This window comes from Streptomyces sp. BL1, assembly GCF_057628045.1.
The window spans coordinates 3991505-4005101 of sequence record NZ_JBXYWZ010000002.1; the positions used below are offsets into that span (position 1 = coordinate 3991505).

The following is a 13597-nucleotide window of genomic DNA, read 5'->3' on the forward strand; positions in this document are numbered from 1 at the left end:
CAACGGTTGTCGGTGCCGTGCGTCAGACTGGTCTCCGGCAACAGGCCGCTCGGTCCGTTGCCGTACGACAGCAGGGCGAGCAGCCAGCAACAGCAGGAGGCGGCTGAAGGTGAAGATCCGGGTTGAGCGCGATGTCCTCGCGGAGGCCGTGGCGTGGGCGGCCAAAAGCCTGCCCGCCCGTCCTCCGGTGCCGGTCCTCGCGGGCCTGCTGCTGAAGGCGGAGGAGGGCTCGCTGAGCCTCTCGGGCTTCGACTACGAAGTCTCGGCCCGCGTTTCGGTGGATGCCGAGATCGACGACGAGGGCACGGTTCTGGTGTCCGGCCGGCTGCTGGCGGACATCTGCCGCGCGCTGCCGAACCGGCCGGTGGAGATCTCCACCGACGGTGTCCGGGCCAACGTGGTGTGCGGCTCCTCGAAGTTCACACTCCACACACTGCCTGTGGAGGAGTACCCGGCGCTGCCGGAGATGCCCACCGCCACCGGCACGGTGCCGGGGCAGGTCTTCGCGGAGGCCGTGTCGCAGGTCGCCATCGCGGCGGGCCGGGACGACACGCTGCCGGTGCTGACCGGTGTGCGGATCGAGATCGAGGGCGACACGGTCACCCTGGCGTCCACCGACCGGTACCGCTTCGCGGTGCGGGAGTTCCTGTGGAAGCCGGAGACCCCGGACACGTCGTCGGTCGCGCTGGTTCCCGCGAAGACGCTGCTGGACACCGCGAAGTCGCTGAGCAGCGGCGACAGCGTGACGCTGGCGCTGTCCGGCTCGGGTTCCGGTGAGGGCCTGATCGGTTTCGAGGGCGCTGGGCGGCGTACGACGACGCGGCTGCTGGAGGGTGACCTTCCGAAGTACCGCACGCTGTTCCCGACGGAGTTCAACTCGGTCGCGGTGATCGAGACGGCGCCGTTCGTGGAGGCCGTGAAGCGTGTGGCGCTGGTGGCCGAGCGGAACACTCCGGTGCGGCTGAGCTTCGAGCAGGGTGTGCTGACGCTGGAGGCGGGTTCCAGTGACGACGCACAGGCTGTGGAGCGGGTCGACGCGGATCTGGAGGGCGACGACATCTCGATCGCCTTCAACCCGGGCTTCCTGCTGGAGGGTCTGAGCGCGATCGACTCCGCGGTGGCTCAGCTGTCCTTCACCACGTCCACGAAGCCGGCGCTGCTGAGCGGCAAGCCGGCGAAGGACGCGGAAGCGGACGATGCGTACAAGTACCTGATCATGCCGGTGCGGCTCAGCGGCTGACGCCGCGCACGGTCGGCTGGGTGCGCGAGGGTCGCCCCTCGCCGAGTCGCAGTATGCCGGTGCGGCTGCGTGGCTGACGCCGCGCCTGGCTCCGTGAGTGGGGGCTTGGACTCGCGGGTGCGGTTCCGGTGCCCGCCCGTTCCGCCCCTGCGGAACGCCTGCCCACACCTCTGTGCGCTCCTCGTCTGAGCGGCCGGAGCCCACAGGTGTGCACGTGGCTGTGGGCGTAGGCTCGGGCTCAGGTACGAAACGCATACGAAGGGGCACTGATGGAGCTCGGTCTCATCGGTCTCGGCAAGATGGGCGGCAACATGCGCGAGCGCATCCGCCGCGCCGGCCACACCGTCATCGGCTACGACCGGAACCCGGACATCGCCGATGTCCGCAGCCTCGAGGAGCTGGTGGGGAAGCTCAAGGGCCCGCGTGTGGTGTGGGTCATGGTCCCCGCCGGCGAGGCGACCCAGGCCACCGTCGACCAGCTGGCCGAGCTGCTGTCCCCCGGCGATGTCGTGGTGGACGGCGGCAACTCCCGCTGGACGGACGACGAGAAGCACGCGAAGGAGCTCGCCGAGAAGGGCATCGGCTTCGTCGACTGCGGCGTGTCCGGCGGTGTCTGGGGCCTGGAGAACGGCTACGCGCTGATGTACGGCGGCACGTCCGAGGACGTCGCCAAGGTGCAGCCGGTCTTCGACGCGCTGAAGCCCGAGGGCGAGTTCGGTTCCGTACACGCCGGCAAGGTCGGTGCGGGGCACTTTGCGAAGATGGTCCACAACGGCATCGAGTACGCGATGATGCAGGCCTACGCCGAGGGCTGGGAGCTGCTGGAGGCGGCGGACTCCGTGACGGACGTCCGTGAGATCTTCCGGTCCTGGCAGGAGGGCACGGTCATCCGTTCCTGGCTGCTGGACCTGGCGGTCAACGCGCTGGACAGCGACGAGCACCTGGACAAGCTGCGGGGTTATGCGGCGGATTCCGGTGAGGGCCGGTGGACGGTCGAGGCCGCCATCGACAACGCGGTGCCGCTGCCGGCGATCACGGCCTCGCTGTTCGCGCGGTTCTCCTCGCGCCAGGAGGACTCGCCGCAGATGAAGATGATCGCCGCGCTGCGCAATCAGTTCGGCGGTCACGCCGTCGAGGGCGCCGACGGCAAGAAGTAGCAACCGACAAGTCAGCTGGGGGAGGTCGGCACAGGACGTGCATGTCACCCATCTTTCGCTGGCCGACTTCCGCTCGTACGCCCGGGCCGAGGTGTCCCTCGACCCGGGCGTCACGGCGTTCATCGGCCCGAACGGACAGGGCAAGACGAATCTCGTCGAGGCCGTGGGCTATCTGGCGACGCTCGGCAGCCATCGGGTGTCGTCCGACGCGCCGCTGGTGCGGGCGGGTGCCGAGCGTGCGGTCGTACGGGCGATGGTGCGGCAGGACGACCGGCAGCAGCTGGTCGAGCTGGAGCTGAATCCGGGGAAGGCGAACCGGGCGCGGATCAACCGTTCTTCGCAGGTGAAGCCGCGGGATGCGCTGGGCATCGTGCGGACGGTGCTGTTCGCGCCGGAGGATCTGTCGCTGGTGAAGGGCGATCCGGGGGAACGCCGCAAGTTCCTGGACGACTTGATCACGGCGCGGTCGCCGCGGATGGCGGGTGTGCGGTCGGATTACGAGCGGGTGCTGAAGCAGCGGAACTCGCTGCTGAAGTCCGCGGCGATGGCGCGCCGGCACGGCGGCAAGGGTGTGGATCTGTCCACCCTGGACGTGTGGGACCAGCATCTGGCGCGGGTGGGTGCGGAGCTGTTGGCGCAGCGTCTCGAGCTGATCGATGTGCTGCGTCCGCTGGCGGACAAGGCGTACGAGCGGCTGGCGCCGGGCGGGGGTCCGGTGTCGTTGGAGTACCGCGGTCCTGTGGGGAGTTCGCGTGAGGAGTTGTACGCGGGGCTGCTGGAGGCGCTGGCGGAGGCGCGTAAGCAGGAGATCGAGCGCGGTGTGACGCTGGCGGGTCCGCATCGGGACGATCTGCTGCTGAAGCTGGGGGAGTTGCCGGCGAAGGGTTACGCGAGTCACGGGGAGTCGTGGTCGTACGCGTTGTCGCTGCGGCTGGCGTCGTACGACCTGCTGCGTGCCGAGGGGCATGAGCCGGTGCTGGTGCTGGACGACGTGTTCGCGGAGCTGGATGCCAAACGGCGGTCGCGGCTCGCGGAGTTGGTGGCGCCGGGCGAGCAGGTGCTGGTGACGGCGGCCGTGGAGGAGGACGTGCCGGAGATGCTCGCGGGTGCGCGGTACGTGGTGTCCGACGGGGAGGTCGTGCGGGCGTGAGCGAGGAGATTCCGGAGTCCGGTGACGGGGCGGACGCGCCGGGGCCCGAGCAGCGTCCGGCGGCGGAGCCGTCCGGGGTGGACATGGCGCGGGTGGCGTTGCGGGCCGCGAAGGAGCAGGCGAAGGCGCGGGGCGCGGCGGCGCAGGAGAAGAAGCAGGCGCGTCGTGGCGGGGGGCTGCGGTCGGGTGCGCGGCGGGACGGCCGGGATCCGGTGCCGTTGGGTGCGGCGGTCAACAGGCTGATCACGGACCGGGGTTGGGAGGCGCCGGCCGCGGTGGGCGGGGTGATGGGGCGCTGGCCGCAGCTGGTGGGTCCGGAGGTGGCGCAGCACTGTGAGCCGCAGAAGTACGACGAGGCGGAGTGCACGTTGACGGTGCGCTGTGACTCGACGGCGTGGGCGACGCAGTTGCGGTTGCTGGCGCCGCGTCTGGTGGCGCGGCTGAACGAGGATCTGGGTCAGGGCACCGTGAAGGTCATCAAGGTGCGGGGTCCGGAGGCGCCGCCCACGCGATTCGGTCCGTTGCGGGCGCCCGGCAGCAAGGGGCCCGGCGACACCTACGGGTGAGAGCTGTCGACGTGCGGGACGGCTGTGCGGTGCCGTGACCTCGGTCACGGATACGGTGCGTTGACAGTCGAAGCTCTGAGCGCCCGTGTGAGCCGCTCAGCCCCCCGGGCCGCATATGGGGAGTCGGCACACGCCAGTTCAGGGCGGCACGTGAGGACTCAGGTACCGGCAAACCCCCATTCACGTTGTCGCCCCCGGTACACTGGGGAGCAACCCGCCCAGTTGCGGAACATGTCGAACGACGCAGCCGCTCCGCCATGCCCTGGAGACGGCCTGTGCTGTGCCAGAAAGGGCGCTTCGTGGCCGATTCCGGCAATCCCCAAGAGAACGAGAACAACCCGTCCGAGTCCGTCGACGCTGCCGTGCCCGTTCCGGTGACCGGGCAGGACGAAGTGTCGTACGACGCCAGCGCGATCACCGTCCTCGAGGGGCTCGAGGCGGTCCGCAAGCGGCCCGGTATGTACATCGGGTCCACTGGTGAGCGTGGCCTTCACCATCTTGTGCAGGAGGTCGTCGACAACTCCGTCGACGAGGCCATGGCCGGGCACGCGGACACGATCGATGTGGCGCTGCTGGGTGACGGCGGCGTGCGGGTGACGGACAACGGGCGCGGTATCCCGGTGGGGATCATCCCGTCGGAGAAGAAGCCGGCCGTGGAGGTCGTGCTGACCGTGCTGCACGCGGGCGGCAAGTTCGGCGGCGGCGGTTATGCCGTCTCCGGCGGTCTGCACGGTGTCGGCGTGTCCGTGGTGAACGCGCTGTCGCAGAAGCTCGCGGTCGAGGTGAAGACCGACGGCTTCCGCTGGACCCAGGACTACAAGCTGGGTACGCCGACGGCGCCGTTGCAGAAGAACGAGGCGACGGACGCGCACGGGACGACCGTGACGTTCTGGGCGGACCCGGACATCTTCGAGACCGTCGAGTACTCCTTCGAGACGCTGGCCCGTCGCTTCCAGGAGATGGCGTTCCTGAACAAGGGGCTGACCATCACGCTCACGGACGAGCGCCCGGAGCATGTGGACGAGGAGGGCAAGCAGCTCTCCGTGAAGTATCACTACGAGGGCGGCATCGCCGACTTCGTGAGGTACCTCAACTCCCGCAAGGGCGAGCTGGTTCACCCGACGGTGATCGATTTCGAGGCCGAGGACAAGGAGCGGATGCTCTCGGTCGAGATCGCCATGCAGTGGAACAACCAGTACAGCGAGGGGGTCTACTCCTTCGCGAACACGATCCACACGCATGAGGGCGGTACGCACGAGGAGGGTTTCCGTGCGGCGCTGACCGGGTTGATCAACCGGTATGCGCGGGACAAGAAGCTGCTGCGCGAGAAGGACGACAACCTCACGGGTGAGGACATCCGGGAGGGTCTGACGGCGATCATCTCGGTGAAGCTGGGCGAGCCGCAGTTCGAGGGCCAGACGAAGACGAAGCTGGGCAACACCGAGGCGAAGACCTTCGTTCAGAAGATCACGCACGAGTGGTTCACGGACTGGCTGGACCGGAATCCGAACGAGGCGGCGGACATCATCCGCAAGGGCGTCCAGGCGGCCACCGCCCGTGTCGCCGCCCGTAAGGCGCGGGATCTGACGCGCCGTAAGGGTCTGCTGGAGACGGCGTCGCTGCCGGGCAAGCTGTCGGACTGCCAGTCCAACGACCCGGCGAAGTGCGAGATCTTCATCGTGGAGGGCGACTCCGCGGGCGGTTCGGCGAAGTCGGGCCGTGACCCGGAGTTCCAGGCGATTCTCCCGATCCGCGGCAAGATCCTGAACGTGGAGAAGGCGCGGATCGACAAGGTCCTGCAGAACGCCGAGGTGCAGGCGTTGATCTCGGCCTTCGGTACGGGCATCCACGAGGACTTCGACATCTCGAAGCTGCGCTACCAGAAGATCATTCTGATGGCGGACGCCGATGTCGACGGCCAGCACATCAACACCCTGCTGCTGACGCTGCTGTTCCGGTTCATGCGTCCGCTGGTGGAGGCGGGGCACGTGTTCCTGTCGCAGCCGCCGCTGTACAAGATCAAGTGGGGTCGTGAGGAGCAGCAGTACGCGTACTCCGACCGTGAGCGGGACAGTCTGATCGAGCTCGGCCGGGAGCGGGGCAAGCGGATCAAGGACGACTCGATCCAGCGCTTCAAGGGTCTGGGCGAGATGAACGCGGAAGAGCTGCGGATCACCACCATGGACCAGGGGAGCCGGGTGCTGAAGCAGGTGACGCTGGATGACGCGGCGGCCGCGGACGATCTTTTCTCGATCCTGATGGGTGAGGACGTGGAGGCGCGGCGCTCGTTCATCCAGCGCAACGCCAAGGACGTCCGTTTCCTCGACATTTGAGCACGTCGGCCCGGAGCAGCGTGCCGCAGCACACAGAGAAGGACTTGAGTTAACCAATGGCCGACGAGAACTCTCCCGTCCCCGAGGGCGCCGAGACCCCCGCAGTTCCCACTCCGCCGGAGGATGACCCGGCGCCGCCGACGCTGGAGAACGCCGCGGCGCGGCTGGAGCCGGTGAGCCTCGAGACCGAGATGCAGCGTTCGTATCTCGACTACGCGATGAGCGTGATCGTCTCGCGTGCGCTGCCGGACATCCGTGACGGTCTGAAGCCTGTGCACCGTCGTGTGCTGTACGCGATGTACGACGGCGGGTACCGGCCCGAGAAGGGCTTCTACAAGTGCGCCCGCGTGGTGGGCGACGTGATGGGCACGTACCACCCGCACGGTGACTCCTCCATCTACGACGCCCTGGTGCGCCTGGCGCAGCACTGGTCGATGCGGATGCCGGTGGTGGACTCCAACGGCAACTTCGGCTCTCCGGGCAACGACCCGGCGGCCGCCATGCGGTACACCGAGTGCAAGATGGCGCCGCTGGCCACGGAGATGCTCCGGGACATCGACGAGGAGACCGTCGACTTCCAGGACAACTACGACGGCCGTAACCAGGAGCCGACGGTGCTGCCGTCGCGTTTCCCGAATCTGCTGGTGAACGGCAGTGCGGGCATCGCGGTCGGGATGGCCACCAATATCCCGCCGCACAATCTGCGGGAGGTGGCCGCGGGTGCGCAGTGGTATCTGGAGCACCCGGACGCGGGCAACGAGGAGTTGCTCGATGCGCTGCTGGAGCGGATCAAGGGTCCGGACTTCCCGACGGGCGCGCTGGTCGTGGGCCGTAAGGGCATCGAGGAGGCGTACCGGACCGGGCGCGGCTCGATCACGATGCGCGCGGTGGTGGAGGTCGAGGAGCTCCAGGGCCGGCAGTGCCTGGTGGTCACCGAGCTGCCGTACCAGGTGAATCCGGACAATCTGGCGCTGAAGATCGCCGAGCTGGTGAAGGACGGCCGGGTCGGCGGGATCGCGGACGTGCGGGACGAGACCTCGTCGCGTACGGGTCAGCGGCTGGTGGTCGTGCTGAAGCGGGACGCCGTCGCGAAGGTCGTGCTCAACAACCTGTACAAGCACACCGATCTGCAGACGAACTTCGGTGCCAACATGCTGGCGCTGGTGGAGGGTGTGCCGCGCACGCTGTCGCTGGACGCCTTCATCCGGCACTGGGTGAACCACCAGGTCGACGTGGTCGTTCGGCGTACGCGCTACCGGCTGCGGAAGGCCGAGGAGCGGGCGCACATCCTGCGCGGTCTGCTGAAGGCGCTGGACGCGATCGACGAGGTCATCGCGCTGATCCGGCGCAGCGAGACGGTGGATGTCGCGCGCGGCGGTCTGATGGATCTGCTGGCGATCGACGAGATCCAGGCGAACGCGATCCTGGAGATGCAGCTGCGCCGGCTGGCGGCGCTGGAGCGGCAGAAGATCACCGCCGAGCACGACGAACTGCAGGCGAAGATCGACGAGTACAACTCGATCCTGGCCTCGCCGGCGAGGCAGCGGGAGATCATCAGCCAGGAACTGACGGCGCTGGTCGACAAGTTCGGCGACGACCGCCGTACGAAGCTGATCCCCTTCGAGGGCGACATGTCCATGGAGGACCTGATCGCCGAGGAGGACATCGTCGTCACGGTGACCCGTGGCGGCTATGTGAAGCGCACCAAGACGGACGACTACCGGGCGCAGAAGCGCGGCGGGAAGGGGGTGCGCGGGACGAAGCTGAAGGAAGACGACATCGTCAACCACTTCTTCGTGTCGACCACGCACCACTGGCTGCTGTTCTTCACCAACAAGGGCCGTGTGTACCGGGCCAAGGCGTACGAGCTGCCGGACGCGGGCCGGGAGGCGCGCGGTCAGCACGTGGCGAACCTGCTGGCGTTCCAGCCGGACGAGCAGATCGCCCAGATCCGCGCGATCCGCGACTACGAGGCGGTGCCGTATCTGGTGCTGGCCACCAAGTCGGGCCTGGTGAAGAAGACTCCGCTGAAGGACTACGACTCGCCGCGGTCCGGCGGTGTCATCGCCATCAACCTCCGGCAGATGGACGACGGCCGCGACGACGAACTGATCGGCGCCGAGCTGGTGTCGCCCGAGGACGATCTGCTGCTGGTCAGCAAGAAGGCGCAGTCGATCCGGTTCACCGCCTCGGACGAGGTGCTGCGTCCGATGGGCCGTGCGACGTCCGGCGTCAAGGGGATGAGTTTCCGAGAAGGGGATGAACTCCTCTCGATGAATGTCGTCCGTGCCGGTACGTTCGTCTTCACTGCCACCGACGGTGGTTATGCGAAGCGGACGAACGTGGATGAATATCGCGTTCAGGGTCGTGGTGGTCTGGGCATCAAGGCCGCCAAGATCGTGGAGGATCGTGGCTCGCTGGTCGGCGCGCTGGTGGTCGAGGAGACCGATGAACTCCTCGCCATCACGCTCGGCGGTGGCGTGATCCGTACGCGGATCAACGAGATCAGGGAGACCGGCCGTGACACCATGGGCGTCCAGCTGATCAACCTGGGCAAGAAGGACGCGGTCGTCGGCATCGCCCGGAACGCCGAGGCCGGCCGGGAGGCCGAGGAGGTGGAGGCGGCTGCGGATTCGGAGCCCGGTGCGGAACCGGAGTCCGGGACGGAGTCCCCCGCCACGTCGAACGACCAGGACGGTCTGGACGTCTAGAACGACGAGGAGATACGGCGTGAGTGGTGCGCAGCCGCGCTCGCAGGCGGAAGCGAAGGGCGGCGGGCAGTCGTCCGCGTCACGTCCGCAGTCGGAGGAGCAGGACGAGGCACAGCCGCAGTCCCCGCAGCAGCCGAAGGCGCAGCCGCAGTCGAAGGCCCAGCCGCAACCGCAGCCCCAGCCTCAGCCGCAGAAATCTGACCAGCAGTCACCGCACCACCCTCCGCAGGCATATCCGGCTCCGCCGGCGGGTCAGCCCGCCGGCGGGGTGCGGAAGCCGCGCACCGGGGCGCGTACGGTTCCGCGGGTCCGGAAGGCGCGGCTGCGGGTGGCCAAGGCCGATCCGTGGTCGGTGATGAAGGTCAGCTTCCTGCTGTCGCTCGCGCTGGGGCTGTGCACCGTCGTGGCGGTGGCCGTGCTGTGGATGGTGATGGACGCGATGGGCGTCTTCACCGCGCTGGGCGGCACCCTCAGCGAGGCCACGGGGGCCGCGGAGGAGGGCGGCGGCTTCGATCTGGAGTCGTTCCTGTCGCTGCCGCGGGTGCTGCTGTTCACCACCGTCATCGCCGTGATCGACGTCGTGCTGGCGACGGCGCTCGCGACGCTGGGCTCCTTCATCTACAACCTGTCGGCGGGCTTCGTCGGCGGGGTGGAGCTCACCCTCGCCGAGGACGAGTAGCCCCCTCGGAGAGGTCTCCTCAGCTGCCGGGAACGGATTTTGGCGTACGGGCTGAGGTGCGCTAATCTTCTTGTGCAGCGCGGGCGGCTATAGCTCAGATGGTTAGAGCGCATCCCTGATAAGGATGAGGCCCCTGGTTCAAGTCCAGGTAGCCGCACAGCACAGTCGGCCCGACCGGAGATCACATCCGGTCGGGCCGACTGCTTTGTCCGGGAGGCCGGTTGGGTATTATCGGGCGCCATAAGGTCCCAACGTCTCTCAGAAGGACGAGGTAGCGCGGTGAAGAAGCTTCTCCTGGTCGCACTGGCCGCCATCGGCGGGCTCCTCGTGTACCGCCAGATCCAGGCGGACCGCGCCGAGCAGGATCTGTGGACGGAGGCGACCGACTCCGTGCCCGCAGGCTCTGCGGGCGTGTGAGCACCTGACAGATTCCGGTGAGGCCCCGGTCGCCCGTTGGCGGCCGGGGCCTCATTGCGTCGCGTCGCGGCCCTCTGCGGGCGCTGTGGGGATTTCCGTACGGGCTCGTCCGACACGCCGAAGAGGCGTGCGGATCAGCGCAGTTCCTTCGGGGGTGTGCGCTTCGCGTCGACCTTCTCGGTGCGTTCCAGCTCGCCCCACACCACGTACCGGTAGGTGGAGGTGTAGACGGGCGTGCACGTGGTGAGCGTGAGGTACCGGCCGGGCTTTTTCTTCCCGGATTCCTCGGGGATCCGGTCCAGCACATCGACGTTGTACTTCGAGGTCTGCGGCAGGGTCGCGTAGATCTTGTAGACGTACCAGGTCTTCTCCGTCTCGAAGACGACCGGATCGCCCTTCTTCATCTTGTCGATGTTGTGGAACTTCGCGCCGTGCCCGTCGCGGTGTGCGGCGAGGGAGAAGTTCCCCGTCCTGTCCTGCGGCAGCGCCGACTTGACCGGCTTCGTGTAGTAGCCGGCGACTCCCTCGTTGAGTCCCTTGGAGTCGGTGCCCTTCTTCACCAGCACGTCGCTCTCGGACATGGACGGGGCGTGCAGAAAGCCGATGCCGTCCTTGGTGTCCAGCGCGCCGGGGCCCTTGTGGGACGACCAGTGGTGGCGGATCTTGTCGCCCGCGCGCTCCGCGTCCCGGTCGGCCAGCACGTTCGTCCACCAGAGCGAGTAGGCGACGAAGAGGGCGAGCACCACGCCCGCGGTGATGAGCAGTTCACCGAAGACGCCCACGCATGCGGCGATCCGTCCCCGGGTGCGGGCTCTGCGGCGGTCCTTCCCGTCGTGCTCGTGCTCTGCCACCGCGCTGCTACCGCCCGCTTCTCCACCGCTCCCGGACCCGCCGCTAGCCGACGAGTGCGTCCGGCTTTCCCTCGCTCCGTGGACGCTCGTCGACCATATTGCCCCAGACGATCAGACGATACTTGGATGTGAATTCCGGGGTACATGTGGTCAGCGTGATGTACCGGCCGGACCGGGTGAATCCCGACTGGGGCGGCACGGGGTCGATGACGCTGGTGTTGGAAGGCGACGTGGACGGCAGCCGGTTGGTCATCCGGTACGTGTAGTACTTGCTCGCCGTCTCCACGACGATCTCGTCCCCCACGACCAGCCGGTTGATGTAACGGAACGGTTCGCCATGGGTGTTGCGGTGCCCCGCGAGCGCGAAGTTGCCCTTCTTGTCCCAGGGCATCGCCGTCTTCAGCGGCTTCTGGTCGTAGTGCCCGACCAGGCCCTTGTCGAGGACCTGCTCCTTGTCGACGCCCTGTGCGACGGGGGTGTCGATGCCCAGCTTCGGTATGTGGACGATCGCGAAGCCCTCCCCCGGCGCGAATTGGCCCGCGCGGCGCTCCGGATCGGCCTGCGCGGACTGCTTGTCCTTCCACTGGTCCTGGAGCTCGCTGGCCTCGCCGCCGGCTTTCTGGCCCGCGAGGACGTTCGTCCACCACAGCTGGTACGCGACGAACAGCAGCATCAGCACGCCGAGCGTGATGAACGCTTCCCCGACGAACCGGCTCGCGATGATCGCCGGCCCCTCCCTGCGGGCCCGCTCCGCGCGGCGCGCCTCCAGCCGGGTGCCGGCCGTGACGGGAGCCGCCGCGGGCGCCGCCGTACGGGCGTGGGAACCGCCCCCCGTACGGGCCCGGGCGACGAGCGCCGCCCAGCCCTTGTTCGCCTTGGCGGCGCGCCGGCGTGCGGCCCGGCCGCCGGGCTCCGGCTCCCGCCGGGGGCCGGCAGGCTTGCGGAGACCGACAGTTCGCCGGTCGTCGTCCTCCCCGCCGGTGCCGTCGCCCGTGCCGCCGGGGGCGTCGCTTCCCCAGTCCACGGCGGGCTGCGCCGTGGCGTCCGCGGCCGGAGTGACGGGCCACCCTTCGGGGCGCTCCCGTACGGGCTGCGGCCGCGCGGGGTCCTCCGGGAGGGGGCGCGCGTGCTCCTGCGGGGAGGGCCGGGGCTGGAGCGGCTGCTGCGTGGGCTGCTGTGACGGGTGCGGCTGCCGCTGCTGCTCCTGAGGGGTGTGCGGCGCCTGGACGGGCTGCTGCGCGTACGGCGCCGCCTGTATGGGCCCAGCGGTCTGTGATGGCTCTGCGGGCTGTGTACGGCCGTGCGACGGCGCGTGCGTACGGAACCATGGCGAAACGTTCCCGTCCGCTTCCGGGGACCCTCCGGGCTCCCTCGGCACGCCCTGTGGGTCCGCCAAGTCCCGCGGCGGTTCCGCCACATGACGCGGCGGCTCCGCCTCCTGCCGCGGCACTTCCGGCTGCCGGCCCGGCAGCGGATCGCTCAGCGGGTCCGCCAGGGCGTCCACCGCGGCCTGGAACTCCGTGTCCACCCCGTACGGGTCGCGCCCGTACGGGTCGTCTCCCGCGCCGGCGCCGTACGGAGCCCCCTGAGCACCCTCCTCGTGCTCCGGGCGCACCGAGGTCACGTGCCGGCCGTCCCCTGGCTGCCGGCATGGTGCACCACGGCGGCGAGCCCCGAGGAACGCTGCACGGCGTCGGCGTCACCGCATTCGGTCAGCCAGTTGGCCAGCATCCGGTGCCCCCACTCGGTGAGCACCGACTCGGGGTGGAACTGCACGCCCTCGACGGGCAGTTCACGGTGGCGCAGCCCCATCACCAGGCCGGTCTCCGTCCAGGCGGTGACCCGCAGCGCGTCCGGCACGGTCTCCCGCGGGACGCCCAGCGAGTGGTACCGGGTGGCGGTGAAGGGCGAGCCCAGCCCCGCGAACACACCTGTGCTGTCGTGGCTCACCAGCGACGTCTTGCCGTGCAGCAGCTCCGGCGCGCGGTCCACGGTCCCGCCGTACGCCACGGCCATCGACTGCATGCCCAGGCACACGCCGAAGACGGGCACGCCGGAGGCGGCGCAGTGCCGCACCATGTCCACGCAGACGCCCGCCTGTTCGGGGGCGCCGGGGCCGGGCGACAGGAGTACGCCGTCGAAGCCCTCGTCGGCGTGCCGCAGTTCGGTCTCGTCGTTCCGCACGACCTCGCACTCGGCGCCCAGCTGGTACAGGTACTGGACGAGGTTGAAGACGAAGCTGTCGTAGTTGTCGACGACCAGGATCCGTGTGCTCATGAACCGGCTCCCGCCGCGCCCTCGTTGACTGTCACGTTGTTGAACGGGAGGAGCGGTTCCGCCCAGGGGAAGACGTACTGGAAGAGCAGGAAGACGATCCCCAGCACCAGCACGATGGAGATGAGCGCCCGCACGGGCGTGGTGCCCGGCAGGTGCCGCCAGATCCAGCCGTACATCCCGCGATGCCGTCCTTTCCTCGCTCCCGTCCGCTGCGCC

General features: G+C 68.8%; 12 protein-coding genes and 1 tRNA gene. 9 read left to right on the forward strand and 4 right to left on the reverse strand.

The genetic code is table 11. The features are described from left to right. Positions 1 to 109 precede the first annotated feature (109 nt). The 9 genes from dnaN to AC3AGO_RS17660 all read left to right on the forward strand — a co-directional run bounded on the left by dnaN (position 110) and on the right by AC3AGO_RS17660 (position 10253). A complete protein-coding gene (gene dnaN / locus AC3AGO_RS17620; protein ID WP_487821168.1) occupies positions 110 to 1240 on the forward strand; it encodes a DNA polymerase III subunit beta in 1131 nt (376 codons plus the stop codon). Between the two features lie 269 nt (positions 1241 to 1509). Beyond that, positions 1510 to 2397 (forward strand): phosphogluconate dehydrogenase (NAD(+)-dependent, decarboxylating), encoded by an 888-nt coding sequence (gnd, locus tag AC3AGO_RS17625; RefSeq protein ID WP_487821169.1) that lies wholly within the window; start codon positions 1510 to 1512, stop codon positions 2395 to 2397. A gap of 37 nt (positions 2398 to 2434) precedes the next feature. Further along, positions 2435 to 3547 (forward strand): DNA replication/repair protein RecF, encoded by a 1113-nt coding sequence (gene recF / locus AC3AGO_RS17630; protein WP_487821170.1) that lies wholly within the window; start codon positions 2435 to 2437, stop codon positions 3545 to 3547. 83 nt (positions 3548 to 3630) lie between these two features. Continuing rightward, a complete protein-coding gene (locus AC3AGO_RS17635) occupies positions 3631 to 4113 on the forward strand; it encodes a DciA family protein (RefSeq protein ID WP_487824693.1) in 483 nt (160 codons plus the stop codon). A 275-nt stretch (positions 4114 to 4388) separates the two neighbouring features. Beyond that, a complete protein-coding gene (gene gyrB / locus AC3AGO_RS17640; protein ID WP_487821171.1) occupies positions 4389 to 6446 on the forward strand; it encodes a DNA topoisomerase (ATP-hydrolyzing) subunit B in 2058 nt (685 codons plus the stop codon). Between the two features lie 56 nt (positions 6447 to 6502). Further along, positions 6503 to 9157 (forward strand): DNA gyrase subunit A, encoded by a 2655-nt coding sequence (gyrA, locus tag AC3AGO_RS17645; protein ID WP_487821172.1) that lies wholly within the window; start codon positions 6503 to 6505, stop codon positions 9155 to 9157. A 19-nt stretch (positions 9158 to 9176) separates the two neighbouring features. Continuing rightward, positions 9177 to 9836 (forward strand): DUF3566 domain-containing protein, encoded by a 660-nt coding sequence (locus tag AC3AGO_RS17650; protein ID WP_487821173.1) that lies wholly within the window; start codon positions 9177 to 9179, stop codon positions 9834 to 9836. Positions 9837 to 9919: 83 nt separating this feature from the next. Next, positions 9920 to 9993 (forward strand) — tRNA-Ile (locus tag AC3AGO_RS17655). A 122-nt stretch (positions 9994 to 10115) separates the two neighbouring features. Next, positions 10116 to 10253 carry a DLW-39 family protein gene (locus AC3AGO_RS17660; protein WP_487821174.1) on the forward strand — a complete coding sequence of 46 codons (138 nt, stop codon included), beginning with the start codon at positions 10116 to 10118 and terminating at the stop codon, positions 10251 to 10253. Positions 10254 to 10387: 134 nt separating this feature from the next. Here AC3AGO_RS17660 and AC3AGO_RS17665 read toward each other — a convergent pair whose 3' ends face one another. The 4 genes from AC3AGO_RS17665 to AC3AGO_RS17680 are packed head-to-tail and all read right to left on the reverse strand — an operon-like array spanning position 10388 to position 13557. Further along, positions 10388 to 11104 (reverse strand): class E sortase, encoded by a 717-nt coding sequence (locus tag AC3AGO_RS17665; protein ID WP_487821175.1) that lies wholly within the window; start codon positions 11102 to 11104, stop codon positions 10388 to 10390. A gap of 43 nt (positions 11105 to 11147) precedes the next feature. Further along, the gene (locus AC3AGO_RS17670; protein ID WP_487821176.1) at positions 11148 to 12728 is read right to left on the reverse strand and encodes a class E sortase; all 1581 of its coding nucleotides are present in this window, start codon (positions 12726 to 12728) and stop codon (positions 11148 to 11150) included. Next, entirely contained in the window at positions 12725 to 13381 is a 657-nt protein-coding gene (locus AC3AGO_RS17675) for an aminodeoxychorismate/anthranilate synthase component II (RefSeq protein ID WP_487821177.1), read from the reverse strand. The genes AC3AGO_RS17670 and AC3AGO_RS17675 overlap by 4 nt, the downstream gene beginning before the upstream one ends. Beyond that, positions 13378 to 13557, reverse strand: a complete 180-nt coding sequence (locus tag AC3AGO_RS17680) for a hypothetical protein (RefSeq protein WP_487821178.1) — start codon at positions 13555 to 13557, stop codon at positions 13378 to 13380. Before AC3AGO_RS17680 ends, AC3AGO_RS17675 begins: the two co-directional genes overlap by 4 nt. Between the last annotated feature and the right edge of the window lie 40 nt (positions 13558 to 13597).